The organism is Actinomadura sp. NPDC048021 (assembly GCF_040653135.1).
Lineage (GTDB): Bacteria > Actinomycetota > Actinomycetes > Streptosporangiales > Streptosporangiaceae > Spirillospora > Spirillospora verrucosospora.
Genome location: NZ_JBEZJQ010000029.1, coordinates 1 through 22,665 on the forward strand (window position 1 = coordinate 1; position 22,665 = coordinate 22,665).

23 protein-coding genes are annotated in these 22,665 nt (G+C 73.7%); 9 read left to right on the forward strand and 14 right to left on the reverse strand.

The window, feature by feature from the left end:
• Nucleotides 1-174: 174 nt before the first annotated feature.
• The gene (locus AB0C87_RS35010; protein WP_345185673.1) at nucleotides 175-2,268 is read right to left on the reverse strand and encodes a RecQ family ATP-dependent DNA helicase; all 2,094 of its coding nucleotides are present in this window, start codon (nucleotides 2,266-2,268) and stop codon (nucleotides 175-177) included.
• A 432-nt stretch (nucleotides 2,269-2,700) separates the two neighbouring features.
• Between AB0C87_RS35010 and AB0C87_RS35015 the strand changes: the two genes are divergently transcribed.
• Genes AB0C87_RS35015 through AB0C87_RS35025 form a run of 3 tightly spaced genes read left to right on the forward strand, consistent with a single transcriptional unit; the run spans nucleotide 2,701 to nucleotide 5,575 of the window.
• Nucleotides 2,701-4,029 (forward strand): threonine/serine exporter family protein, encoded by a 1,329-nt coding sequence (locus AB0C87_RS35015; protein WP_345185670.1) that lies wholly within the window; start codon nucleotides 2,701-2,703, stop codon nucleotides 4,027-4,029.
• Between the two features lie 58 nt (nucleotides 4,030-4,087).
• Complete coding sequence (locus AB0C87_RS35020) at nucleotides 4,088-4,414, forward strand: hypothetical protein (RefSeq protein ID WP_345185666.1); 327 nt, start codon at nucleotides 4,088-4,090, stop codon at nucleotides 4,412-4,414.
• A 9-nt stretch (nucleotides 4,415-4,423) separates the two neighbouring features.
• Nucleotides 4,424-5,575: a DUF6745 domain-containing protein gene (locus AB0C87_RS35025; RefSeq protein WP_360581364.1), complete on the forward strand. Its 1,152-nt coding sequence runs from the start codon at nucleotides 4,424-4,426 to the stop codon at nucleotides 5,573-5,575.
• 60 nt (nucleotides 5,576-5,635) lie between these two features.
• Here AB0C87_RS35025 and AB0C87_RS35030 read toward each other — a convergent pair whose 3' ends face one another.
• On the reverse strand, nucleotides 5,636-6,178 hold the full coding sequence (locus tag AB0C87_RS35030; RefSeq protein ID WP_345185657.1) for a YdeI/OmpD-associated family protein: 543 nt from the start codon (nucleotides 6,176-6,178) through the stop codon (nucleotides 5,636-5,638).
• An 88-nt stretch (nucleotides 6,179-6,266) separates the two neighbouring features.
• Between AB0C87_RS35030 and AB0C87_RS35035 the strand changes: the two genes are divergently transcribed.
• Nucleotides 6,267-7,265 carry a WYL domain-containing protein gene (locus AB0C87_RS35035; protein WP_360581365.1) on the forward strand — a complete coding sequence of 333 codons (999 nt, stop codon included), beginning with the start codon at nucleotides 6,267-6,269 and terminating at the stop codon, nucleotides 7,263-7,265.
• A 7-nt stretch (nucleotides 7,266-7,272) separates the two neighbouring features.
• On the opposite strand, the gene AB0C87_RS35040 is transcribed toward AB0C87_RS35035, so the two are convergent.
• The 12 genes from AB0C87_RS35040 to AB0C87_RS35095 all read right to left on the reverse strand — a co-directional run bounded on the left by AB0C87_RS35040 (nucleotide 7,273) and on the right by AB0C87_RS35095 (nucleotide 18,956).
• Nucleotides 7,273-8,127 (reverse strand): STM4011 family radical SAM protein, encoded by an 855-nt coding sequence (locus tag AB0C87_RS35040; protein ID WP_360581366.1) that lies wholly within the window; start codon nucleotides 8,125-8,127, stop codon nucleotides 7,273-7,275.
• The gene (locus tag AB0C87_RS35045; protein ID WP_345185650.1) at nucleotides 8,127-9,407 is read right to left on the reverse strand and encodes an STM4012 family radical SAM protein; all 1,281 of its coding nucleotides are present in this window, start codon (nucleotides 9,405-9,407) and stop codon (nucleotides 8,127-8,129) included. The genes AB0C87_RS35040 and AB0C87_RS35045 overlap by 1 nt, the downstream gene beginning before the upstream one ends.
• Complete coding sequence (locus AB0C87_RS35050) at nucleotides 9,404-10,204, reverse strand: STM4013/SEN3800 family hydrolase (RefSeq protein ID WP_345185647.1); 801 nt, start codon at nucleotides 10,202-10,204, stop codon at nucleotides 9,404-9,406. Before AB0C87_RS35050 ends, AB0C87_RS35045 begins: the two co-directional genes overlap by 4 nt.
• A complete protein-coding gene (locus AB0C87_RS35055) occupies nucleotides 10,192-11,262 on the reverse strand; it encodes an STM4014 family protein (RefSeq protein ID WP_360581367.1) in 1,071 nt (356 codons plus the stop codon). Before AB0C87_RS35055 ends, AB0C87_RS35050 begins: the two co-directional genes overlap by 13 nt.
• Nucleotides 11,259-12,212, reverse strand: coding sequence for an STM4015 family protein (locus tag AB0C87_RS35060; RefSeq protein ID WP_345185643.1), 954 nt, complete (start codon nucleotides 12,210-12,212; stop codon nucleotides 11,259-11,261). Before AB0C87_RS35060 ends, AB0C87_RS35055 begins: the two co-directional genes overlap by 4 nt.
• Nucleotides 12,209-13,201, reverse strand: coding sequence for an STM4015 family protein (locus tag AB0C87_RS35065; RefSeq protein ID WP_345185641.1), 993 nt, complete (start codon nucleotides 13,199-13,201; stop codon nucleotides 12,209-12,211). Before AB0C87_RS35065 ends, AB0C87_RS35060 begins: the two co-directional genes overlap by 4 nt.
• 106 nt (nucleotides 13,202-13,307) lie before the next feature.
• Nucleotides 13,308-14,123, reverse strand: coding sequence for a MetQ/NlpA family ABC transporter substrate-binding protein (locus AB0C87_RS35070; protein ID WP_345185638.1), 816 nt, complete (start codon nucleotides 14,121-14,123; stop codon nucleotides 13,308-13,310).
• Between the two features lie 29 nt (nucleotides 14,124-14,152).
• Complete coding sequence (locus AB0C87_RS35075) at nucleotides 14,153-14,809, reverse strand: methionine ABC transporter permease (protein WP_345185634.1); 657 nt, start codon at nucleotides 14,807-14,809, stop codon at nucleotides 14,153-14,155.
• Nucleotides 14,806-15,864 (reverse strand): ATP-binding cassette domain-containing protein, encoded by a 1,059-nt coding sequence (locus AB0C87_RS35080; protein WP_345185631.1) that lies wholly within the window; start codon nucleotides 15,862-15,864, stop codon nucleotides 14,806-14,808. Before AB0C87_RS35080 ends, AB0C87_RS35075 begins: the two co-directional genes overlap by 4 nt.
• Nucleotides 15,865-16,264: 400 nt before the next feature.
• On the reverse strand, nucleotides 16,265-17,065 hold the full coding sequence (locus AB0C87_RS35085) for a DUF4097 family beta strand repeat-containing protein (protein ID WP_345185628.1): 801 nt from the start codon (nucleotides 17,063-17,065) through the stop codon (nucleotides 16,265-16,267).
• Nucleotides 17,062-17,709: a response regulator transcription factor gene (locus AB0C87_RS35090; protein WP_345185625.1), complete on the reverse strand. Its 648-nt coding sequence runs from the start codon at nucleotides 17,707-17,709 to the stop codon at nucleotides 17,062-17,064. The genes AB0C87_RS35085 and AB0C87_RS35090 overlap by 4 nt, the downstream gene beginning before the upstream one ends.
• Nucleotides 17,697-18,956, reverse strand: a complete 1,260-nt coding sequence (locus AB0C87_RS35095) for a sensor histidine kinase (protein WP_345185621.1) — start codon at nucleotides 18,954-18,956, stop codon at nucleotides 17,697-17,699. Before AB0C87_RS35095 ends, AB0C87_RS35090 begins: the two co-directional genes overlap by 13 nt.
• 181 nt (nucleotides 18,957-19,137) lie before the next feature.
• Here AB0C87_RS35095 and AB0C87_RS35100 point away from each other — a divergent pair, with 181 nt between their 5' ends.
• The 5 genes from AB0C87_RS35100 (at nucleotide 19,138) to AB0C87_RS35120 (ending at nucleotide 22,532) form a co-directional block, all read left to right on the forward strand.
• Entirely contained in the window at nucleotides 19,138-19,689 is a 552-nt protein-coding gene (locus AB0C87_RS35100) for a hypothetical protein (RefSeq protein ID WP_353834115.1), read from the forward strand.
• A gap of 94 nt (nucleotides 19,690-19,783) precedes the next feature.
• Nucleotides 19,784-20,353 (forward strand): hypothetical protein, encoded by a 570-nt coding sequence (locus tag AB0C87_RS35105; protein ID WP_345185615.1) that lies wholly within the window; start codon nucleotides 19,784-19,786, stop codon nucleotides 20,351-20,353.
• A 40-nt stretch (nucleotides 20,354-20,393) separates the two neighbouring features.
• The gene (locus AB0C87_RS35110; RefSeq protein ID WP_345185609.1) at nucleotides 20,394-20,975 is read left to right on the forward strand and encodes a TetR family transcriptional regulator; all 582 of its coding nucleotides are present in this window, start codon (nucleotides 20,394-20,396) and stop codon (nucleotides 20,973-20,975) included.
• A 79-nt stretch (nucleotides 20,976-21,054) separates the two neighbouring features.
• The gene (locus AB0C87_RS35115) at nucleotides 21,055-21,804 is read left to right on the forward strand and encodes a glucose 1-dehydrogenase (protein WP_360581368.1); all 750 of its coding nucleotides are present in this window, start codon (nucleotides 21,055-21,057) and stop codon (nucleotides 21,802-21,804) included.
• 38 nt (nucleotides 21,805-21,842) lie between these two features.
• Nucleotides 21,843-22,532: a class I SAM-dependent methyltransferase gene (locus AB0C87_RS35120; protein ID WP_360581369.1), complete on the forward strand. Its 690-nt coding sequence runs from the start codon at nucleotides 21,843-21,845 to the stop codon at nucleotides 22,530-22,532.
• Nucleotides 22,533-22,665: the final 133 nt, after the last annotated feature.

A 22,665-nucleotide genomic window follows, 5' to 3' on the forward strand; every position in this document is an offset into this window, starting at 1 on the left:
GGCCCGTGCGCGGGGCCGCGCGCACGGGCCGGCCCGAGAACGTCCCGCCCGCGCCCACGGGGGCGCGCGGGCGGCACACCCCCGCCGGGCCGGCATCGGGGCCCCGAGGGCCCCGATGCAGCCACCGCAAGACCCGCCTACGCGACCGGGCGGGCGTGGGGGTTCGGGTGCGGGTCAGGTGGGGGTGGCCAGGGTCAGGGGGAGGGTCGAGCGGGCGCCGGACTCCTTCAGCAGGCGGGTCGCCACGGTCATCGTCCAGCCGGTTTCCATGCGGTCGTCCACCAGGAGGATGTGGCCGGGGTTGTCGGCCAGGGCCTCCGCCAGGTCGGTGGGGATGGTCAGGCTGTGCCAGACGGAGCGGAGCCGCTGGGCGCTGTTGTGCCGGCGCGGCACGGGCTCGCCGACGGGGACCAGTTCGCCCAGGTAGGGCAGGCGGCCGATCTGGGCGATGCGCTGCCCGAACGTCGTGACCAGGCGGGGGCGGGAGCGGGAGCCGATGGTGACGACGCCGGTGGGGCGGGCCGCCCAGTCCCAGGCGGCGAGGACCTGGACGACGGCGTCCACCAGGTCGGCGGGGACCTCGGTGTCGCCGGCGGCGAACAGGTCGCGCAGGCGGTTGCCCCAGCCGATGTCGGTGAGGCGGCCGAGCGCCCGCCCCGTCTCGGCCTGGAGCTCGGGCTTGATGCGGCCGGAGACGCCCAGGTCGTCCTTGACGCCGGTCGGCCACATGCGGCGGGGGGCGATGTCGACGCCGGGACGGTGCAGGCGGTCGCGGGCCCGGTCCGCGCTCTCCCGGGTGACGTCGGTGGGCCGGTGGCGGCCGGTGCAGTTGTCGCAGCGGCCGCAGGGGCCCGCGTCGGGGTCGTCCAGCTGGCGGCGCAGGAACTCCTCGCGGCAGCCGGTGGCCGCGATGTAGTCGAGCATCGCCTGCTGCTCGCGGCGGCGTTCGGCGGTGACGCGCTCGTAGCGCTCGCGGTCGTAGGACCAGGGCTCGCCGGTGGACGTCCAGCCGCCCTTGACGCGGCGGGCGGCGCCGTCCACGTCGAGCACCTTGAGCATCATCTCCAGGCGGGCCCGGTTGAGGTCGACCAGCGGTTCCAGGGCCGTGGTGGAGAGCGGGCGGCCGGCGGAGTCCAGGACGTCCAGCGTGCTGCGGACGATGTGCTCCGGCGGGAAGGCGAGGCTCGCGAAGTAGGCCCAGATGTCGCGGTCCTCCCGGCCGGGCAGCAGGATCACCTCGGCGCGGTCGACGCCGCGGCCGGCGCGTCCGATCTGCTGGTAGTAGGCCACCGGGGACTGCGGGGCGCCCACGTGGACGATGAAGCCGAGGTCGGGCTTGTCGAAGCCCATGCCGAGGGCGCTGGTGGCGACGAGGGCCTTGAGCTTGTTGTCGTGGAGGTCGCGCTCGGCCTGGAGGCGCTCGGCCTGCTCGGTCTGGCCCGAGTAGGCGGCCACCTCGTAGCCGCGGTCGCGGAGCCACGCGGTGATCTCGTGGGCCGCGGCGACCGTGAGGGTGTAGATGATGCCGCTGCCCGGGAGGTCGCCGAGGTGCTCGCCCAGCCAGGCGATGCGCTGCTCGGCGGTGGGGAGGCTCACCACGGCGAGGTGCAGCGAGTCGCGTTCGAGGGGGCCGCGCAGGACCAGCGCGTCGTCGCCCGCGAGCTGCTCGGCGACGTCCTTGGTGACGCGGGCGTTGGCCGTCGCGGTGGTGGCGAGGACCGGGATGCCGGGCGGCAGCTCGGCCAGCAGGGTGCGCAGCCGCCGGTAGTCGGGGCGGAAGTCGTGGCCCCAGTCGGAGATGCAGTGCGCCTCGTCGACCACGACCAGCCCGGCGCCCGCGGCGAGCTTGGGGAGGACGAGGTCGCGGAAATCGGGGTTGTTGAGCCGCTCGGGGCTCACCAGCAGGACGTCGACCGCGCCCTCCTCCACCTCGGCGAAGACCTGGTCCCAGTCGCCGGTGTTGGAGGAGTTGATCGTGCGGGCGCGGATGCCCGCCCGCTCGGCGGCGTCGATCTGGTTGCGCATCAGCGCCAGCAGCGGCGAGACGATCACGGTCGGGCCGGCGCCGCGCTCGCGCAGCAGCCGGGTCGCCACGAAGTAGACGGCGGACTTGCCCCAGCCCGTCCGCTGGACGACGAGGGCGCGCCGCCGCTCGACGACGAGCGCGCTGATCGCCGTCCACTGGTCGTCGCGCAGGCGCGCGTGGTCACCGGCGAGGGCGCGCAGGCACCGCTCGGCCTCGTCGCGCAGACCGTCCGAAGAACTCATGCGTCCTTGCTACCAGTGCTTCGGAGCACACCACACCAGAATCGAGTTCTGTGGAAAACAGCGGAGGCCCTCTTGGGGGGTCGGCGCCCGGCGCCCGCGCGGTGACGCCGACGAGTGCGGAACCGTGCGGGTCGTGCTCACCGATCGGGGAACCAACACCCTGGAGCGCCGGCCCACGTCCACGGACGGGCGCCGGACGGCGAACCAGCCGGTCACTCTTCTGGTTCAGCAGGTGGACGCGGCGGCACCCGGCGTCCCGGCCGCCGCCCGCGCGGGCGGTCGACCTCTGCGGAAGGGGTGGGACGCAGGCCACGGATTGGGGACACCGGGCTGGTGGGTAGCCTGCCAGTCAAGATCGGTTCATGGGCGGGAAGGGACACCGGCGGGGGTATGGGCGCGGCTGATCGCTTGCGGCGGACATGGCAGGTCCTCATGGACGGGTCGCCCCCGGAACCGCCCGAAGACGAGCCCGGCGAGGTCGTCGACCCGCGGGCCATCGACCTCGTCCTGCGGGTGGGCGAGCTCCTCCTGGCCAGCGGCGAGACCACCGAGCGCGTGAACGAGGCCATGCTCGGCCTGGGCGTGGCCTTCGAACTCCCCCGGTGCGAGGTGCAGGTCACCCTGACGAGCATCCTCGTCTCGGCGCATCCGGGAGGGGGCGCGGCGCCGATGACCAGCGCGCGTTCCATCCGGCGGCGGACCCCGGCCTACTGGCGGCTCACGGCGCTGCACCAGCTCGTCCAGGACGCCTCCATCGGCATGCTCGAACTGGAGGAGGCCCACAAGCGGCTCGCGGAGATCAAGAGGGGCGGCCCTCCGTACCCGACCTGGCTGCTGGTGGTGTCCCTCGGCCTCATCGCCGCCTCGGGCAGCGTGCTGTCCGGCGGCGGACCGCTGGTGGCGACCACCGCGTTCGTCGCCACGATGCTGGGCGACCGCACGGCCGCCGCGCTGGCGCGCCGCGGCATCGCGGAGTTCTTCCAGTTCGCGGTGGCCGCGGCGATCGGCGCGGCGGCGGCCGCGGGGGTGGTGGCGCTGGGCAACCCCGGCCAGGCCGCCACGATCGTCACCGGCTCGATCCTGGCGCTGCTTCCGGGGCGCCCGCTGGTGGCGAGCATCCAGGACGGCATCACCGGCGACCTGGTGAGCGCCGGCGCGCGGATGCTGGAGGTCTTCTTCATGATCGCGGCGATCGTCGCCGGGCTGGGCGCCGTGGTGTACGCCGCGGTCAGCATGGGCGTGCCGATCGACGTCCGGCACCTGCCCACCCCGTCGGCGAGCCTGGAGCCCGTCGCCGTCATCGCCGCCGCCGCCATCTCGCTGTCGTTCGCGGTGTCCCTGGCCGCCCCGCGGGACGTGCTGACCACCGTCGCCCTCGGCGGCGCGCTGATCTGGGTGCTCTTCGTGCTGGCCCGCGGATGGCACGTTCCACCGGTCCTGGCCGCCGCCGTGGCCGCCACCATCGTCGGCGTGATGGCGAGCTGGCTCGCCCGCAGGCACGGGGAGCCCGTCATGCCGTTCGTCGTCCCCGCCATCGGCCCGCTGCTGCCGGGGACCGCGCTCTACCGGGGCATGGTCGAGCTCAACACCGGTTCGCCGCAGGCGGGCGTGCTGAGCCTCATCGGAGCGGTGTCCGTGGCGCTCGCCCTCGGCGCCGGCGTGAACCTCGGCGGCGAACTCGTCCGCGCGTTCCAGCACGTCGGGCTGAGCGCGTCCGGCCGCTGGGCCCGCCCCGCCGCCCGCCGGACCCGCGGCTTCTGACCCCCGCCGCCCTCGTCGGGGGGCGGGTTCTGTCGGTGGCGGGCGTTACGTTCGCCGCATGTACCGACAGGGAGACGTCCTGATCCTGCCCGTGCCCGAGGAGACGGTTCCGCAGTCCGTCCGCGAGCTGCCGCCGTCCCCGCGCGACGGCCGGGGCCGCATGGTGCTCGCCCTCGGCGAGGCCACCGGGCACGCGCACGCGCTGGCCGCGCCCGGCACGCTGCTGCGCACCCCCGACCCGCTCGTGCCGGACCACCTGCACCTGCCGTCCGGCGGGCGCCTGGTGCACGAGGAGCACGCGGCGATCACCCTGCCCAAGGGCTGGTACCGGGTGATCCGCCAGCGCGAGTACGTGCCCGGTTCCGTCCGCGTCGTGGCCGACTGAGGAGGCGGGATGCTCACCGGAACGGTACGCGAGACCCACTTCGTCGTCGGCGACTGGCAGGCGGCCGGGTTCGCCACCGGCCCCGCCGACCGGGCCCGTGCCGAGGCGGGCGTGGCCGCGGCCTACGCCTCCGCCGGGCTGAAGCCCCCCGAGCGGTACCTGTGGGTGCCCTCCCCCGCGCGCGGCGCCGTCGCGGCGGCCGTCATCGCCGGGCACGGCGAGGCGCTGGAGGCGGCGGGGCTCGACGACCTCCTCGAACAGGCCCGCGCCGACCTCGGTGACCTCGCGGCCGGGCCGAGCGTCCTGACGGACGTGCGCACCCGCCCCTGGGAGGCCGAACGTGCGGCGGCGTGCTCCGAACAGGGGCCGGAGCAGTGGCCGCGCACGTGGGCCGACACCGGCGGGCTCCTGTGGGACCAGGTGCAGGCACTCGTCGCGCGCGTGCGCGGGGCGTGCGGCGAGCAGGCGACCGGCCGGTCCCTCGGTGCGCGGAGGAGGCGGTCGCCCCAGGAGAAGCGCGAGGCCGAATCGCTGCTGCGCGCGGCCACGCTCGACGCCGTCCTGGGCCAGCACGACGCACCGTGGCTGGCGTTGTTCGAGTCGCTCGGACGGCTCGACGGCCGGCTGGCCGGCCTGGCGGAGGTGGCCCGGTCCGCCGGCTGGTGGTGGCCCTACGAGCGGCTGGTGATCCTGTCGGAGAGGCCGAGCGAGCTGTACCGCGACGAGCCCGGGCGGCTGCACCGCGGGGACGGCCCCGCCCTCGCCTACCCGGACGGGTTCGCGCTGCACGCCTGGCGCGGCATGCCGATCCCGGCGGGCTTCGTCGCGTCGCTGAAGAACCTGACGCCCGACCGCATCTCCTCCGAGCAGAACGCCGAGCTGCGCCGCGTGATGCTGGAGATCTTCGGCTACGACCGGTACCTGGCCGAGACCGGCGCGCGTCCCCTGCACCGGGACGAGACGGGCGTCCTGTGGTCGATCGAACTGCCGGGCGACGAGCCGGTGGTCATGGTGGAGGTGGTCAATTCGACCCCCGAACCGGACGGGACCCACCGCACCTACTACCTGCGCGTCCCGCCGGACACCCGCACGGCGCGCGCGGGCGTCGCGTGGACGTTCGGCGTCGACGAGGCCGACTACCACCCCGAGAAGCAGACCTGAATCCGGCAAGCGGTTCCGGCCGGACACCGGTCGAAACCGCCACGGTTCCGGCGATCGGGCTTAGCGGTCCTGCAACTCGGAGAGCGCCCTGTTCAGGCGGGTGGCGCGCCCGGCCGGGGTCCGGGCCTTGAGCAGCGGCAGGATCATCAGGTAGCGGGACGTCTTGTCGAGCGCCTCGAAGCGGGCGGCGGCCTGCGGGCAGGTCGCGAGCGCTGCCGCGAGGTCGGGCGGGACGGTGGCGTCGTGCTGGGCGGTGTAGGCGGCCGCCCACCGTCCGTCCGCCTGGGCGGCGGCGACTTCGGCCAGGCCGGGCGGGCGCATCCGCCCGGCGGCGGTCAGCGCCTCCACCCGCTCGACGTTCTTGCGCGACCAGGAGCCCCCCTTGCGGCGGCGCGAGTACCGCTGCAGGTAGAAGCGCTCGTCGTGGGTCCGGCGATGGCTGTCGATCCAGCCGTAGCACAGCGCGATCTCCAGCGCCTGCGTGATCGTGACGGAGGCGGCGTCCGACCCCTTCTTGGCGATCTTCAGCCAGGCGCCGTCCCCGCTCTCGTGGTGCTCGGCCAGCCACGCCTCCCACTCGGCGGCGTCCGCGAAATGCATCATCGGTGGTTCCCCTCTCGGTGGGCGACGCCTTCCATGCTTCCGGGTAAAGTGCTCATCCTCTGAGCACTTTCTGCGGAAATCCGGGTTCATGCGCGCTGACCGCCTCGTCGCCGTCCTGCTGCTGTTGCAGGTCCGCGGCCGTGTGACCGCCGCCGACCTGGCGGCCGAGCTCCAGGTGTCGGTCGCCACCGCCCGCCGCGACCTGGAGGCGCTCGCGTCGGCCGGCGTCCCGGTCTACCCGCAGCCGGGCCGCGGCGGCGGCTGGCAGCTGGTCGGCGGCGCCCGCACCGACCTCAGCGGTCTGACGGCGGCCGAGGCGCGGGCCCTGTTCCTGCTGGTCGGCCCCGCCGCCGCCGTCTCGCCCGAGGCCAGGGCCGCGCTGCGCAAGCTCATGGGAGCTCTGCCGCGGACCTTCCGCACCGATGCCGAGGCCGCCATGGACGCGACGTTCGTCGACCCCGTCCGGTGGGGCGAGCGGGACCGTCCCCGGCCCGCGATGGTCGACCTGCTGCAGACCGCCGTGATCCGCCGCCTCAGGGTCCGCCTGACCTACGCCGGCCGCACCGGGGAACCGTCGGAACGCCTGGTCGACCCGTGGGGCCTGATCGACAAGGACGACGTCTGGTACCTGCTGGCGGGCACCGAGCGGGGACGGCGGACCTTCCGCGTCGACCGGATCACCCGGGCCGAGCCGACCGGCCTTCCCGCCGAACGCCCCGACGACTTCACCCTCGCCACCGCCTGGCAGGAGGTCACCGACGAGATCGAGAGCCGACGCTCGCGGACGTGGGCGACCGTGCTCGTCGAGGAGCGGTTCGTGCCCGTCCTGCGCGACCAGTTCGGGCGGCATTGCCACACCGACGGCGAGGCGGGCGACGGGCGTGTCCGGGTGCGTCTCGCCGCCCCGACCCCACTGGACATCGCCCGCCACCTCGCCGGCTGGGGCACGCTGCTCGACGTCGTTGAGCCGTGCACCGTCCAGCGCGAACTTGCCCGGATCGGCGCCGAACTCGCCGGCCGCTACGCCGCCGGTCCGGACGGGCGGAGCGGGCAAGACCAAGCTCCGGGTCAGGGCCGGGGGCGCTGAACGGCGGTCAGGGCTGGTCGAGCAGGGCGGGGATGCGTTCGAGGATGCCGCCGGCGAAGGTGTCGTAGAGGCCGAGGGGTTCGAGGTGCACGTAGCCGATGTGGCAGTCGCACGTGTCGAGGGGGCACGGGCGGGGCGCCAGGGCGGCACGGAACGAGCCGTCGTAGAGGTTGCCCAGGACGGACGGGACGAAGTGGCAGCGGCGCACCGTGCCGTCGCCGTCCACCGAGACGACCGTGTCGCCCGTCCGGCAGGAAAGGCCGCGGCTGGCGTGCGGGTGGCGGCTCACGGGGAACAGCGGGTCGATCTCGGTCCAGGAGGCGGCCTCGGCGTCGTCGTAGGTGCGCCCCTCGGCCGCGTTGACCCAGAGATAGGTGCCGGCGGGAAGGTCGGCCCGGAGGCGGCGGGCGGCGTCGAGGTGCTCCGGCTGGCCGACGATGCCGACGCTGAAGCGGACCCCGCGCTCCGCCAAGTCATGGCATTTGCCCAGGAACCGCTCGTAGGGGACCTGGCCGGGGTGGTAGGTCGCCCACAGCGCCAGCCGTGAGAGGTCGGCGTCGGCCGTCCAGGAGACGCGGTGGCTGAGGTTCGTCTGGATCGCGACCCGGTCCACATGCGGAAGGCGGCTGAGGCCGGTCAGGGCGCGCCGGTACCAGGAGCGGACGAGCCCTTCGCCCCACGGCGTGAAGAGGACCGAGACGCGATGGTCGCAGCCCGACACCCACTCCGTGAACCGTTCGAGCGCGGCGCGGTCGGCGCGGAGCTGTTCCGGGGTGTCGCGACGCTTGGCGAACGGGCAGTACGGGCAGTCGTAGTCGCAGCTGGCGAGCGGCCCCCGGTAGAGGATCGTCAGATGGTCCATCACCGCGCCTCGTAGGACGCCATCAGCGCCTGCACGCTCGAGGAGAAGAGCGCCGGGCCGACGGCGTCGGAGTAGGCGAGCCCTTCGGGGGTCAACCGGAGGACGTCTTCGGAGGTCTCCAGCCATCCCCGCTCGGCGAACGGCTTCAGGTCGGCGGGGAAGTCGTCCATCGGGTCGCTCCCGAAGCGCGCACGGTAGGCGCGCAGGTCGACGCCGGCCGCTTGCAGAAGGGACTGGACGAGATGCCGCCTGCGGCGTTCGTCGTCGTCCAGGGTGAATCCGACGCGGGCGGTGGTGAAGTCGGTCTCGCGCACGTAGTCGTCGATGATCGAACGGACCTGCCCGGCTCCGACCGCGTACTCGAACGAGTAGTGGAGGCGGGAGGTGTAGGAGCGTGCACCGCAGCCGAGGCCGACCATGCCGTCGGTCTGGCAGCAGTACTCCGTGCCGCCCGCGCCCGATGACGGCAGCCGGAACATCCGCATCGACACCTGCTCGTAGCCTTCGCCGAGAAGGTGGTCGCGGCCGAGCCTGTAGAGGGTGAGGCGCTGGTCGTCCCAGTCCTGGGCGCGGCGTCCGAGGCCGGTCAGCGGGCGGACGTAGAGCGGGTACAGGTAGATCTCCTCCGGACGCCATGTGAGAGCGGCGTTCAGGGAGTGCAGCCACGTCGCGGGTGTCTGGCCGTCGATGCCGTAGATGAGGTCGATGTTGAGGATCGGGAACCCCACGGCGCGGATGCGGTCCAGCGCGGCCTCCACTTCGGCGCGCTTCTGCGGCCGGACGGCCGCGCGCGCCTCCTCGTCCAGGAAGCTCTGCACACCGATGGAGACGCGGGTGGTGCCGTGTTCGGCGAGGACGGTCAGCCGGTCGGTGGTGGCGGTCGCCGGGGACGTCTCCACGCCCAGCGGGATCGACCCGAATCCGGGGAAGCGTCCGGCGATGCCGCAGAGCCGTTCCAGCTCGGACGCGGTGAAGTAGGTCGGCGTCCCTCCGCCGAAGGCCGCGGTGGCGAAGGCGGCGCCGTCCAGGGCGTCCAGGACGGCGGTCGCCTGGCGGTCGAGCGCGTCGAGGTAGGCGCCGGTCAGCTCCTCGGGCGCGCCGGTGCGGGTGAAGAGGTTGCAGAAGCCGCACCGCATCTCGCAGAAGGGGACGTGCAGGTACAGGAAGAGCGCGTCGAGCGACTCCCCCGCCCATACGTCGCGCAGCCCGGGCGCCGGTCGCAGCGGACGGTAGGCGGTCTTGTGCGGGTAGGCGTACACGTACGCCTGGTATGGATTCACGACAGAACGAACTCCCCGTACGGAACGGTCCAGACGACTTCATGGCCGATGCGGTGGCCCGTGTGGCCGTCCTCGCCGTACGCCGTTCCGTGGTCGGAGCAGACGATGACGAAGCACGGCCGGCGCATCAGTGCGAACAACCTGCCCATGTGCGCGTCCACATGCCGGAGGGCGGCGGCGTGACTCGCACGGGTGTCTCCGTTCGAGCTTGTGGCGCCGTCCAGGTAGAACCAGTTGGGCTGGTGCAGGGACGCGACGTTGAGCAGCAGGAACAGGCGCCGTTCGGCAGGCAGCCGCGCCACGACCTCGGCGATCCGGTCGATCTGGTTGGGCAGCGACTCCGGGTCGGTCACGCCGAACCCGCGCTCCCAGTGGCTTTCGGCGAACAGGGACGGCAACGCCGACCCGAGCGGTGTCAGCTTGTTGAAGAACCCGACGCCGCCTACGCAGACCGTGTGGTAGCCAGCCGACGCAAGGCCCGTCGGCAGGTCGGCGGCGTCGAACGTCCACGTGCCGGGGGCGGTGGTCTCGCTGCCCGGGAAGGCTCCGGCGAACAGGCGCGGATGCGGGCCGGGCGACGCGGGCGTCGGCAGGAAGCCGGCCAGCATCGCCGCGTGCGCGGCGTAGGTGAAACTGCCGGGTGTGTGGCGGCGCTCCCAGCGGCCTTCTGGAAGCAGCCCGGCGAGCGTGGGGGTCTCCCCCGCCGCGGCCAGTTCGGCGGCCACGTCATAGCGCAGGGTGTCGAGGGTCACCAGCAGCACGTCGTGGCTGCCGATGATGTCGTTCATGTCGTGCATGCCTGCACCAGCGACCTGACCTGGGCGCCGTAGGTGTCCAGGCCCTCGGCGGAGCTTCCCGGCAGGCCGGTCAGCCCGGGGAGCAGGTCGCCGAAGGCGTTCACCTCGCACACCGCGAACCGCCTCAATCCGAAGCCCACGAGCAGGTCGACGCCGACCATCGGGCTGCCCGGGAAACAGGCGGCGGCCCGCGCGCACACGTCCAGGGCCCGTCTCCAGCCGTCCTCCCCGAGCGCGTGCCGCACCGCTTCCAGGTCTCCCCTGGAGCCGCCCAGGTGCAGGTTCGTCATCGGGGTCCGGCTGGTGCGGACGACCGCGTGCGTGGGCTCGCCGCCGATGACGACGACGCGCAGGTCGAACACGCGCCCGCCGAGCGCCGCCTTGGGCAGCCACCGCTCGACGTGCAGGCCGTCCGGCGCGAGCAGGTCGATCAGCGTCGCGACCTCGTCCTCGGTCTCGTACGAGCGGACGCGCAGCGAGTTGACCAGCCGGCCGCCGGTCAGCGACGCCGACGTCACGGCCCGCACGCGGCCCGGCGCGGTCTGGAGCGCGACCACCCCGGAGGCGGAGGACCCGTGCGCCGGCTTCACGAACACCCGCCGCTCGCCCGCCTCGTCCATCCGGGAGCGGAGTGCCGCGTACCCGTCGACCTCGGGCAGGGCGACCGGGACGGGGACACCCGCGGAGAGCAGCCGGGCATGGGTCAGCCGCTTGTCGAACATGACCGCGATCTCCTCGACGTCGCCGAGGACGCGGGCGCCGGCGGCGGAGGCCGCCGACGACAGCCGCCGCAGCGCCGCCGTGAACGTCCGGTGCCAGCGCGCCCCGCCGCCGACCCGCTCGGGCGCGCCGGGGCCGCGCAGCAGCGCGTCGGCCCCGGCGTCCTCACCGGGCGAGTCGACGCGGACCAGTTCGCCCGCCTCGAAGGAGAGCGGGAGGCCGCGCAGCACGTCCGTCCAGGGGACGAGCCGGGGTTCGGGCAGCCCGGCGGACCGGCACGCCGCGGCGAACAGCGCGGGACGCCGGTCGCCGGGCGCGCCGACCACGGCGAGCGTCATTCCGACACCGCGACGTAGGAGTCGCTGAAGAGCCATTCCTGGTCCCGCCACGCCGGCTCGCCCAGCGCGTCGGTGAGATCGAGGTCGACGCCCGGCAGCGCCGCACGGAGCCGCTCGGCCATCGGCTCGCTCAGGAAGGCGTGGTGCAGATCGAGGCTGCGCAGGTGGGTGAGGGGCTGCCCGGACAGCAGGGCCTCCGCTCCCTGGTCGGACAGCATCCCCATCGCCAGGCTGAGGGACTCCAGCCGGGCGACGACCGGCGCGCTCGCCAGGGCCTCCGCCAGCTCGTCCTGGAACGGGCCGTTCTCCAGGCCGAGGTGCTTCAGGGAGGGGAACCGCTCGCCGGTGAGGAAGGGCGCGAAGTCCTCGGCCGAGGACGACCCGCCGTGCTGCTCCGAACCGATCCACAGGTCCAGGTGCTCCAGCGCGGGCAGGTCGCCGCCCGCGACCGCCCGCACGACTTCGGCCGGCAGCCCGCCGGACTCGATCCGCAGGGCCTTCAGCCGCTCGTGGCGCAGGGGCTCGAACCGCAGGTCGGACGCGCCCCGGATCTCGAAGTGCTCCAGCCCTGGGAAGGCCGCGAACAGCGGCGAGATGTCGCCGTTCTGGATCCAGGAGATGTGGCATTCCCAGTCGAGGATGTCGCCGAGGAACAGCGCGCGCAGGCGGGGGAAGCGCCCGGCGTTGTCCACCAGCCACTGCACCGGGTCGAACTCCTCGCGGGAGAACCCCCAGAAGCCGATGACGAGGTGGGTGACCTTGGAGGTGTCGACCGTCTTCAGGAGGAGGTCGAGGTTCTCGGGGACCTCCGCGCCCCACGCGCCGTTGTCGTGGACGTGGTGGTAGACGCCCCAGGCCACCTCGCCCGGGTCCGGCAGCGGGCCGTCCGGCTCGCCGTCGAAGGTGTGGACGGGCAGCCCCGCGAACGTGGACAGGCGTTGCTGGATCATTCGGACACCGCGATGTAGTGCCAGTCGCCGTCCGGCTTCTCCTGGTCGTCCAGGTCGACCTCGACGCCGGGCAGCGCCGCCCGCACCCGCTCGATCATCGCGTCGGACAGGAAGTGGTGGTGCAGGTCCAGCTTGCGCAGGTGGGTGAGCGGCTGGCCGGCCAGCAGCGCCTCGGCGCCCCGGTCGGTCAGGACGCCCATCGCCAGGCTCAGCGACTCCAGCCGGGCGACGACCGGCGCGCCGGCGACCGCCGCCGCGACCTCGTCCTGGATCTCGCTGTCCTCCAGGCCGAGGTGGCGCAGCGCCGGCAGCCGCTCGCCGGACAGGAACGGCGCGAGGTCGGCGACGGTGGCGTCGCCGCCGTAGTTCGCCTCGCCGAGCCACAGGTCGAGGTGCTCCAGGTTGGGCAGCTCGCTCGCGCCGACGGCGCGGACGATCCGCGCCGGCAGCCCGCCCGACTCGAAGCGCAGCACCTTCAGCCTGTCGCTCTTGACCGGGTCGAGGACGAGCTCCTGCGCGCCGCGCACCTCCAGCCGCTCCAGGTCGGGGAACGCGGCGAACAGGGGCGTGATGTCACCGTGCTCGATCCAGGAGATCTCCGCCTCCTCGCCGGTGATGTCCCCGAGGAACAGCGACCGCAGCTTCGGGAACGACGCGGCCGCCCCGGTCAGCATCTGCACCGGGTCGGGGACGTTCTCCAGCTCGTAGGACGCGCCCCAGTAGCCGATGATGAGCGCCGTCACCTCGGTGGTGTCGACGGTCTCCATGAACCGCGCCCAGACGTCGCCGAACGGCTCCTCGTCGAAGGAGGTGCCGACGAACCAGGCGGCCTCGCCCGCGGGCGGGAAGTCCTCCCCGCTGACGGGATCGGTGCCCGCGCCGCGGCCGTCGTCGTCCTCGGTGCCGTCCTCCTCCTCGGTGCCGGTGTCCTCGTTGAACGTGGCCACCGGCAGGCCGACGTACTCCTCAAGGTGCTGATAAATGGCCATGAGTCCCCTTCGCCTGATCGTCGGCACTTGTCCTATCAGGACCGACGGACAGTCCGCGCCGCTTTCCGGGGTTCGGAGACCGGCCCGGGCCTGGGACGAAGCCGGGTCAGGAGGCGATCAGCACCGACCCCTTGTACTTGTCCTCGACGAACTTCTTCACCTCGGGGCCCTGCAGCAGCTGGACGAGCTTCTTCACGCGCGGGTCGTCCTTGTCCTCCGGCAGCGTCACGATGCCGTTGGCGTAGGGGTTGCCCTCGGCCTTCTCGGCGGCGAGCGCGTCCCTGTTCGGGGCGAGCCCCGCCTCGATGGCGTAGTTCCCGTTGATGACCGACAGGTCGACGTCCTCCAGCGAGCGGGGCAGCTGCGCGGCCTTGAGCGGCTTGAACTTCAGGCCCTTGGGGTTGCTCGCGACGTCCCGCTCGGTCGCGCTGGTCGGCGCGTCCGGCTTCAGCGTGATCAGGCCGTTGTCGGCGAGCAGCTTCAGCGAGCGGCCCTCGTTCGCCGGGTCGTTCGGCACGGCGACGGTCGCGCCCTGCGGGACGGCCTGCAGGCTCTTCACCTTCTTCGAGTACACGCCGAGGGGCTCCAGGTGCACGGGCGCGACGAACGCCAGCTTCGTCCCGGACTTCTTCTCGAACTCCTCCATGAACGGCACGTGCTGGAAGTAGTTGGCGGTGACCTGCTTCTCCTTCAGCGCGGTGTTGGGCTGCTGGTAGTCGCTGAAGGTGACGATCTCCAGCTTGAGCCCGGCCTTGCCCGCCAGGTCGTCCTTGACGTACTTGAGGATGTCGCCGTGCGGGACGGGGTTGACCGCGACCTTCAGCGGGGCGTCCGGGTCGTCGGACGCCGACGAGGAGCCGCAGGCGGTGAGGCCCGCGAGGAGGACGGCGGAGGCCAGCGCGGCGGTGAGTCTGCGAAGCACGAGGGGTGCCTTTCTCTGTGGGGTCGGTGCTACTTGTGGGTCAGGCGGCGGGCGACGAGGTCCCCCGCCGCCTGGATGATCAGGACGATGACGACCAGCAGCGCCACGGTGGAGACCATGACCTTGGTCTCGAAGCGCTCGTAGCCGTAGACGACGGCGAGGTTGCCGAGCCCGCCGCCGCCGACCGTCCCGGCCATGGCCGTGTAGCCGATGAGCGCGATGACGGTGACGGTCAGGCCGGACACCAGGCCCGGCCGCGCCTCGCGCAGCAGGACCTTGCCGACGATCTCGCGCCGGGTGGCGCCCATCGCGTCCGCCGCGGCGAGGACGCCCGGGTCGACCTCGCGCAGCGCGATCTCGACGAGCCGCGCGTAGAACGGGATGGCGCCGACCGTCAGCGGGACGATCGCGGCGGCGTTGCCGATGCTGGTGCCGACGACCGCCCGGGTGAACGGGATGATCGCCACCATCAGGATCAGGAACGGCAGCGACCGGCCGATGTTGACCACGACGCCGAGCACGCCGTTGACCGGCGGCGCGGGCAGCAGCCCGCCCCGCTCGGTGATCACCAGCAGCACCCCGAGCAGCAGCCCGAGGACGGCGGTGAACAGCGTCGCGACGCCGGTCATGTAGAGGGTCTCGCGGGTGGCGGGCCACAGCAGCGGCATGACCTCGTCCCAGCTCATCGGGTGTCCTCCTGTACGGGGTTCGCGGCCTGCACCGGGTTCGCGGCCTGCACCGGGTTCGCCGCCCGCACCGGGTTCGCGACCTCCACGGCGAGGCCGGACTCGCGCAGGAACGCCAGCTGCGCGGCGTTGGCCTCCGGCTCGCCGGGCAGTTCGAGCTGTAGCCGGCCGAAGCGCTCGCCGCCGACCGTCTCCACCGCGCCGCCGAGGATGTTGACGTCCAGCGCGTACTTGCGGGCGAGCGCCGACACGAACGGCTCGTCGGTCGCGCCGCCGGTGAAGGTGACCTCGACCAGCGTCCTGCCCTCGCGGGGCTCGGCGGCGGGCAGCGGGAACAGGCCGCGCGCCAGCTCCGAGCCCGGACGGGCGAGCAGCGCGGGCACCGGCCCGGACTCGGTGAACCGGCCCTCCCGCATGACCGCGGCCGAGTCGCAGATGCGCTTCACCACCTCCATCTCGTGGGTGATGAGCAGGATCGTGAGGCCGAGCCGGCGGTTGAGGTCGCGCAGCAGCTCCAGGATCGAGGCGGTCGTCTCGGGGTCGAGCGCCGAGGTCGCCTCGTCCGACAGCAGCACCTTCGGCCGTCCCGCGAGCGCCCGGGCGATGCCGACGCGCTGCTTCTGCCCGCCGGAGATCTGGGCGGGGTGGGCCTTCGCGTGCTCGGTGAGCCCGACGAGGTCGAGCAGCTCGGCGACGCGCCCGGTCCGCTCGGCGCGCGGGACGCCCATGACCTCCAGCGGGAACGCGACGTTCCCGGCGACGGTCCTGCTGCCGAGCAGGCCGAAATGTTGGTGGATCATGCCGATGCCCTGGCGCGCCCGGCGCAGCTCCCCGCCGCGCAGCGCGAGCAGGTCCCGGCCGCCGACCACCACGCGGCCCTCGTCCGGGCGCTCCAGCAGGTTGACGCAGCGCAGCAGGGTGCTCTTTCCGGCGCCGCTGCGGCCGAGCACGCCGAAGACCTCGCCCTCGGCGACGGTCAGGTCGACGCCGTCGACGGCGGTCACCTCGCGGCCGCGGCCGCGGTAGACCTTTCGAAGTTTTTCGATCTGAATCACAGGGAATCACCCATGCGGACGGGGGCCGCCGGACGGGCGGCGGCGTTCGGGACGGGTCGGCGATCGGGACGCGCCGGGCGTCAGAGGACGCGCCGAGGAGGCGCCGCGCGGGTCAGGAGCGACCGGGCGGGTACGGCGCGTGGCTCAGCAGGTGGCGTTGGAAGAACATGCGCGACTCCAGGGGGTTCGGAGTTCGCTCGCTTCGGGGCGCGAGTCTCAGGCGGGGGCCCTCAGCGGTCACACATTCGCCGGCAACACGTACGCCGCATGGCCCGCCGCATCGGCGGGCGGTGCTCACGGCACGGGCGTACGGAAGGCATGCCAGCAGTTAACCGGCCGCACACCGATGACGCAAATCCGCCCGGTGTGATGCTCATCGCTCCGGATCGTCCCGTTCGCCCTAGTCATCGCGGTAGTCGACCCAGGTCTCGCCCGAACCGCTGCGGACGGAGATCAGGCGGGGCGAGCGGTCGTCGTAGACGGCCGGGTTGAGGTGGGCGTTGCCCGCGCCCGTCCACCCGGCGACCCGGTAGCGCGAGCCCGGCGGAACGATGATCTTCACGGTGCCCGAGCCCGCGGAGGCGTCGACCGAGCCCGGCGGCTCGGCGTAGCGGAGGTCGAGGGTGCCCGACGACACGTCGGCCTGCGTCTTCGTCGAGGCGAGCGCGCGGCCGTTGATCGTCCCGGACCTCGCCAGCAGCCGCAGCCGCCCGCGCGCCCCGGTCACGTCGATCTCCCCGGACCCGGTCCGCAGGTCGAGGTCGCCGGTCACCCCGCGCACGTCGATGCTCCCGGAGCCGGCGACCGCCGACACGCGCGCCCCGGCCGGGACCTGGACGTCGATGTCCGCCCCGCACCCGACGCCCAGCCGGTCGGGACCCGGGCAGCGGAAGGTGACGAACAGGATGTCGTCCACCAGCGACTCGGTGAGCTCGGGCTTGCTCAGCCCCCAGTGGAGGTCCTTGTAGACGCGCGTCCCGCCGTCCGATCCCGGACCGACCGAGATCTCCGCGTTGCCCACGTCCAGCCGCACCTCCCGGATCGGCTGCGGGTAGGGGGTCATGGACGTCGCCGTCCGCTTGACGGCGCGGCCGAACGCCGTGAGGCCGATCGGCGCGGCCACGACCAGCGCCGTCGCGATCGCCAGCGCGATCCAGACGCCGCGGCGGCGCGGCCGGTCCGGGGCGGCCGGGGCCGTCACCCCTCGCCGTCCAGGAAGCGCAGCACGGCGAGGACGCGGCGGTGGTCGCCCTCGGCATGCGGGAGGTCGAGCTTGGCGAAGATGCTGTTGATGTGCTTGGCGACCGCGCTCTCGCTCACCACCAGCGCCGCGGCGATGCCCGCGTTGGAGCGTCCCTCGGCCATGAGGGCGAGCACCTCCTTCTCGCGCGGGGTGAGCCGGTCGAGCGGGTCGCGGTGCCGGCGCAGCAGCAGCTGCGAGACGACCTCGGGGTCCAGGGCGGTGCCGCCGGAGGCGACCCTGCGCAGCGCGTCGAGGAACCCCGACACGTCCGCGACGCGGTCCTTGAGCAGGTAGCCGACCCCGCTGGTGCTGGTCGACAGCAGGTCCGCCGCGTACCGCTCCTCGACGTACTGCGACAGCAGCAGCACCGCGGTCTCGGGCGTCTCGCGCCGCATCACCAGCGCCGCGCGGACGCCCTCGTCGGTGAAGCCGGGCGGCATCCGGACGTCCACGATCGCCGCGTCGGGGCGGTGCTCGCGCACGGCGGCCAGCAGCCCCTCGGCCTCGCCGACGGCCGCGGCGACCTCGAACCCGGAGGTCTCCAGGACCTTGATCAGCCCGGCCCTCAGCAGGACCGAGTCCTCGGCGATCACAATGCGCACGGCAACTCCACGGTGACGGTCGTCGGGCCCCCCGCGGGGCTGGTGATCCGGAACGTACCGTCCACGGACCGGACGCGGCGCGCGAGCCCGGTCAGTCCGGTCCCGGCGGACGGGTCGGCGCCGCCCGCGCCGTCGTCGCGGACGGTCACCCGCAGCACGTCGCCGAGGCGGGCGACGCGGACGTCCACCTCTTTCGCGCGCGCGTGCTTGACCACGTTGGTGAGGGCCTCGGAGACGACGAAGTAGGCGACGGCCTCGACGGTGGAGGAGGCGCGCGGCTCGATGTCGACGCGGAGCCGGACGGGCAGCGGCACCCGCGCGGCGACGCCGGACAGGGCGGCGTCCAGGCCGCGGTCCTCCAGCACGGCCGGGTGCAGGCCGCGGATCAGGTCGCGCAGCTCGGTCAGCGCCGCCTTGGCCTCCTCGTGCGCCTCCACGATCACGCGCATGGCCTCGTCCGGGACGCCGCCGAGCGTCTCGCGCGCCAGCCCGAGGTTGAGCGCGAGGGAGACGAGCCGCTGCTGGGCGCCGTCGTGCAGGTCCCGCTCGATGCGGCGGCGCTCGATGTCGGCGGCGTCCACGACGCTGGCGCGCTTCTCGGCCAGGTCGTCGACGCGCCGCTGGAGCTCCTTCGCGCGGTCGGGGCCGAGCAGCGCGGCGGCGGCGCGGGCGTCCAGGCGCCGGACCCCTGCCGCCGCCCACGGCGCCGCGGCCAGGAGCAGCACGCCGGCCGCGGTGAGCACGGCGACGCGCTGCGGGTGGTCGGACAGCGGGTCGCCGGGGTGCACCGCCCACGCGTAGGTCCCGGACGTGGCGAGGGCGAGCCCGGCCGTCCACGCCACGGTGACGGCCAGCCCGCCGAGGGCGAGGAGCGGCCCGACCAGCAGGTGGTACTGGAGCACCCGCCACAGCTCCGGCGAGCGGAGGTCGCGCAGGACGTCCCAGGCGCGCCCGCCGTCGAAGTCGGGCATGCGCGGGATGTCGAGGCCGAGCATCGCCCAGCACCGCTCCCGCTGCCAGGACGTCAGCGGGCGCAGGGCGAGCAGCAGCAGGATCGCCGACACGCAGGTGAGCACGAGGATCGGCGTCACCCGCACCGGCGTCCAGAGCGTCCAGAGGGATCCGAGGATCAGCCAGCCGGCGAGCTGCAGCGGCACCCCGGAGACGACGAAGACCGTGTCGCGCCACGCCGCGGCCGACCACGGAGCGCGCACGCGGACACGCCGGGCCGCGGAGAGGGATGCCATGGGGAAACCGTATTGCCCCACTTCGGGCGCCGCCATGAGCCAGAGTGCAGGGCCGGGGGTGAACCCAGTGCCACCCCCGGTCGGAAGGGTGCGCTACTGATCCTGCGGCCGATCCCGGCGAGGCTTTGATCAGGCATCCGGACCGCGGATGCGCACCGATCACCGTCCGCAGGAGCCCCCCATGGTCGCCGTCCTCACCCGCCCCGGTCCCCCCTCGCCCCGTCCCGCGATCAGCGTCCGGCGCCGTCCGCGTCCCGGACGGTACGGGCCGCCGGGCGCCGTCGCGCGGCGCAGGGAGGGAGGACGGCGGCTCGGCTGGGCGTTCATCGGGGGCGCCGCCGCGCTGGTGCCCTGGATGTGCATGCTCGCCGCCACCATGCCGTCCACCGCCACGGTGTCGAACTGGTCCGCCGCCTGGGTGGGGCTGGACGCGATGGAGGCCGCCGCGCTGCTCGGCACCGGCGTGCTGCTCGTCCGCCGCGATCCGCGCCACGGCCTCGCCGCCGCCGCGGCCGGGGCGCTGCTGGCCGTGGACGCGTGGTTCGACGTGACGACCTCCGCGCCCGGCGCGGAGCGGACGGTGGCGATCGCCCTGGCGGCGGGGGTGGAACTGCCGCTGGCCGCCCTGTGCGCCGTCCTCGCCTCGCGGGCGCTCAGGCCGCGCGGGCCGGCGATCGACCATGAGATGAAGGACGGATGGCAAAGGCTTGTCGGGAGTACGCCAGACGGGTGAAACCAGACGAGCCGGACCTCTAGAGTGAACCTCACGTGGGGCCCTCTCGCGGGAGGGCCCTTTGCCCTGCCTGCACGATCAAAGGTCCCCCATCATGAACGACCACGAGGTGCACGAGGAGTGCCTGCGGCTCCTCCGGGACGGCCTTCCCGTCCCCGCTCCCGCCGCCTTCGCCGAAGGCCGGGACTACCTTCCGCTCGGGCTCGACAAGGACGGCGACATCGCCGTTGTCACGTTCCTGTACCAGTGGGGGGACTCCGCGTCCTCGTTCATCGAGGGCTGGACGTTCCACCGCCGCGACGGCGAGTGGATGGAGCTGGGCGGCGCGGGCGGATCGGCCCCCGAGGAACCGCTGGCGCGCCGCTCGTCCGGCGAGATGGGGCGCCACCTGCTCAAGTACGGGTCGGGCCGCACGGTCCGCAACGCCAACCGGCTGCTGCCGTGGGGCGCCAAGTGGGTGAACGAGGCGCGGCTGCGGGCCTCGGCCGAGGTCGCGCGGGTGCGGGTCGGCAAGCGGATCCTGGACGTCCCCGAGCACGGGCACGTCGTCGTGGTCTGGGGCGCCCGCCGGGGACCGGTCGTGGAGGCGCTCGCCGCCGACGGCGCGGTGCTGGACGTCATGGACCTGGACCGCCCGTCCCTCCCGATGCCGTCGCGGGCCTGATATTTGACCGCTCGTTCTTGAACGCTCTATCGTCGTCGGCATGGCACGGGCGAAGGAGTTCGATCCGGACGCCGCGCTGCGGCGCGCGCTGGAGCTGTTCTGGGAGCGCGGCTACGAGGCGACCTCCATGGCCGACCTGGTGGCTCATCTCGGCATCGCCCGGGCCAGCCTCTACGCCACGTTCGGCGGCAAGCGCGAGCTGTACCTGAAGGCCCTCGAACGCTACGTCCGCGACACCGACCCGAAGATCGCCGAGGCGCTGTCGCAGCCCGGGCCCGTGCTGCCCGCGGTCCGCGCGCTGATCGAGCGTTACGCCGCGGAGTCGGCGCGCGACCGGCCCCGGCTCGGCTGCCTCGTGGTGAACACCGCGGTCGAGCTGGCCGGGCGCGACCCCGAGGCCGCGCGCCTGGTCGAGGCGAGCTGGAACTTCCTGGAGGCCTCGCTCACCACGGCGCTGACCCGGGCGCGGGCCCAGGGCGAGCTGCCCCCGGACAAGGACCCCCGCGCGCTGGCCCGCCTCCTGCTCGTCCTGTTCCAGGGCATGCGCGTCCTCGGCCGCGCCCCCGCCGACGACCACCGCCTCCGCGACGCGACCCGCCAGGCCGCCGCCCTCTTCGCCTGACCCCGCCCTCTCTCCCCGAAGGCGGGCTTCTCTCGGCCCTTATTCAAGACCGTTCGTTCTAATATTCTGGGAGCTCGGCATGCGATTCGACAACAAGATCGTTCTCATCACCGGCGGCGCGGGCGGCATCGGCCGCGCCGCCGCGCACGCGTTCGCCCGCGAGGGCGCGACCGTCGTGCTGGCCGGACGCGACGAGGCCGCGCTGACCGAGGCGGTGAAGGAGATCGGCTCCGGCCGTGCCGACCACGTCGTCGCGGACGTGACCGACCCCGCTTCGGCCGCCGGGATGGTCGAGGCGGTCGCGCGCCGCCACGGCGGCCTCCACGCCGCCGTCAACAACGCCGGGATCTTCGGCGCCGCGGGCCCCGTCGCCGACATCGACGACGCCGCCTGGAACGAGGTCCTGGCGGTGAACCTGACCGGCGTGTTCCTGTCGATGAAGCACGAGATCGCCCACATGCGCGCCCACGGCGGCGGGACCGTCGTGAACGTCTCGTCCAACATCGGCGTGCACGGGCGCCGTCCCGGCCTCGCGGCCTACGCGGCCTCCAAGGCGGCGGTCAGCATCCTCACCCGCACCGCCGCCCTCGACCACGTCGCCGACGGCGTCCGCGTCAACGCCGTCAGCCCGGGCGCCACCGACACGCCGATGTCGCTGCTCCCGGGCGAGACGCCCGCCGGGCGCGCCGAGCGGATGCGCGCCTCCGCGCCGTCCGGCCGGGTGTCCGAAACCGCGGAAGTGGCCGAGACCATCCTCTGGCTGGCCTCCGACGCCTCGTCCCACGTCATCGGGCACGACCTGGTCATCGACGGAGGCGTCACCGCCTGACGACGCTTTCGGGGCGGCACACCGGGCAGACTCTCTGCATGGCCCTCACGCCCGACCACGACACCGGCCCCGAGCGCTTCCGCCTGGCCGCCAGGGTCATCAGGAAGTACCTGATCGGGGCGCGGAGCCTGCACGACCACATCGCCACCAAGCTGCTGGGCTCGGGCGCGTCCCGCGTCCTGGACATCGGCTGCGGGGAGGGCGCCCTCAGCGACGCCCTCCCCCACCCGCCGCCGTTCCGGCTCGTCGGGCTGGACGCCTCCGCCGAGCTCGTGTCCGCCCATCCGGCGCCCCGCCTGCGGGCCGACGCGCTGCGCCTGCCGTTCCGGGACGGGACGTTCGACGCCGCCGTGGCCGTGAACCTCCTCCCCCAGCTGGACGACCCCGACCGGGCGCTGCGCGAGGCCCGCCGCGTCCTCGCCCCGGGCGGCCTCCTGCTGGTCACCGCGATCTGCCGGACCGACAGCCCCGAGCTGTCGCCGGTGTGGCGCCCCGAGCCGACCACGTTCGACGCCGAGGAGGCCCCGGCCCGCGTCGGCGAGGTCTTCGGCGAGATCGAGGTGGAGCGCTGGGACGCCCCGCTGATCACCCTCCCCGACGAGGCCGCCGTCCGCGACTACCTGATCGCCCGCCAGGTCCCCCGCCCCCAGGCCACCGAGGCGGCCACCCACCTGAACACCCCGCTCCCGGTGACGAAACGAGGCTCCCTGGTCCTGGCCCGCCGCTGACCCCCCCGCCACCACCGCAACCAAGCGACAGCCTCCACCCATGCGATCGCACCCAAAGGCAGATTCGAGCGAAGCAAGAACCTGACCGCGCACCGACCCGCCAAACGAGCCGAAACGATCCCAGCGATCACCA

Excerpts from the sequence above, each read along its gene's own strand:
- AB0C87_RS35010 (WP_345185673.1), bottom strand. The coding sequence starts at position 2,268 with ATGAGTTCTTCGGACGGTCTGCGCGACGAGGCCGAGCGGTGCCTGCGC.
- AB0C87_RS35015 (WP_345185670.1), top strand. The coding sequence starts at position 2,701 with ATGGACGGGTCGCCCCCGGAACCGCCCGAAGACGAGCCCGGCGAGGTC.
- AB0C87_RS35020 (WP_345185666.1), top strand. The coding sequence starts at position 4,088 with ATGTACCGACAGGGAGACGTCCTGATCCTGCCCGTGCCCGAGGAGACG.
- AB0C87_RS35025 (WP_360581364.1), top strand. The coding sequence starts at position 4,424 with ATGCTCACCGGAACGGTACGCGAGACCCACTTCGTCGTCGGCGACTGG.
- AB0C87_RS35030 (WP_345185657.1), bottom strand. The coding sequence starts at position 6,178 with ATGATGCATTTCGCGGACGCCGCCGAGTGGGAGGCGTGGCTGGCCGAG.
- AB0C87_RS35035 (WP_360581365.1), top strand. The coding sequence starts at position 6,267 with ATGCGCGCTGACCGCCTCGTCGCCGTCCTGCTGCTGTTGCAGGTCCGC.
- AB0C87_RS35040 (WP_360581366.1), bottom strand. The coding sequence starts at position 8,127 with ATGGACCATCTGACGATCCTCTACCGGGGGCCGCTCGCCAGCTGCGAC.
- AB0C87_RS35050 (WP_345185647.1), bottom strand. The coding sequence starts at position 10,204 with ATGCACGACATGAACGACATCATCGGCAGCCACGACGTGCTGCTGGTG.
- AB0C87_RS35055 (WP_360581367.1), bottom strand. The coding sequence starts at position 11,262 with ATGACGCTCGCCGTGGTCGGCGCGCCCGGCGACCGGCGTCCCGCGCTG.
- AB0C87_RS35060 (WP_345185643.1), bottom strand. The coding sequence starts at position 12,212 with ATGATCCAGCAACGCCTGTCCACGTTCGCGGGGCTGCCCGTCCACACC.
- AB0C87_RS35065 (WP_345185641.1), bottom strand. The coding sequence starts at position 13,201 with ATGGCCATTTATCAGCACCTTGAGGAGTACGTCGGCCTGCCGGTGGCC.
- AB0C87_RS35075 (WP_345185634.1), bottom strand. The coding sequence starts at position 14,809 with ATGAGCTGGGACGAGGTCATGCCGCTGCTGTGGCCCGCCACCCGCGAG.
- AB0C87_RS35095 (WP_345185621.1), bottom strand. The coding sequence starts at position 18,956 with ATGGCATCCCTCTCCGCGGCCCGGCGTGTCCGCGTGCGCGCTCCGTGG.
- AB0C87_RS35100 (WP_353834115.1), top strand. The coding sequence starts at position 19,138 with ATGGTCGCCGTCCTCACCCGCCCCGGTCCCCCCTCGCCCCGTCCCGCG.
- AB0C87_RS35105 (WP_345185615.1), top strand. The coding sequence starts at position 19,784 with ATGAACGACCACGAGGTGCACGAGGAGTGCCTGCGGCTCCTCCGGGAC.
- AB0C87_RS35110 (WP_345185609.1), top strand. The coding sequence starts at position 20,394 with ATGGCACGGGCGAAGGAGTTCGATCCGGACGCCGCGCTGCGGCGCGCG.
- AB0C87_RS35115 (WP_360581368.1), top strand. The coding sequence starts at position 21,055 with ATGCGATTCGACAACAAGATCGTTCTCATCACCGGCGGCGCGGGCGGC.
- AB0C87_RS35120 (WP_360581369.1), top strand. The coding sequence starts at position 21,843 with ATGGCCCTCACGCCCGACCACGACACCGGCCCCGAGCGCTTCCGCCTG.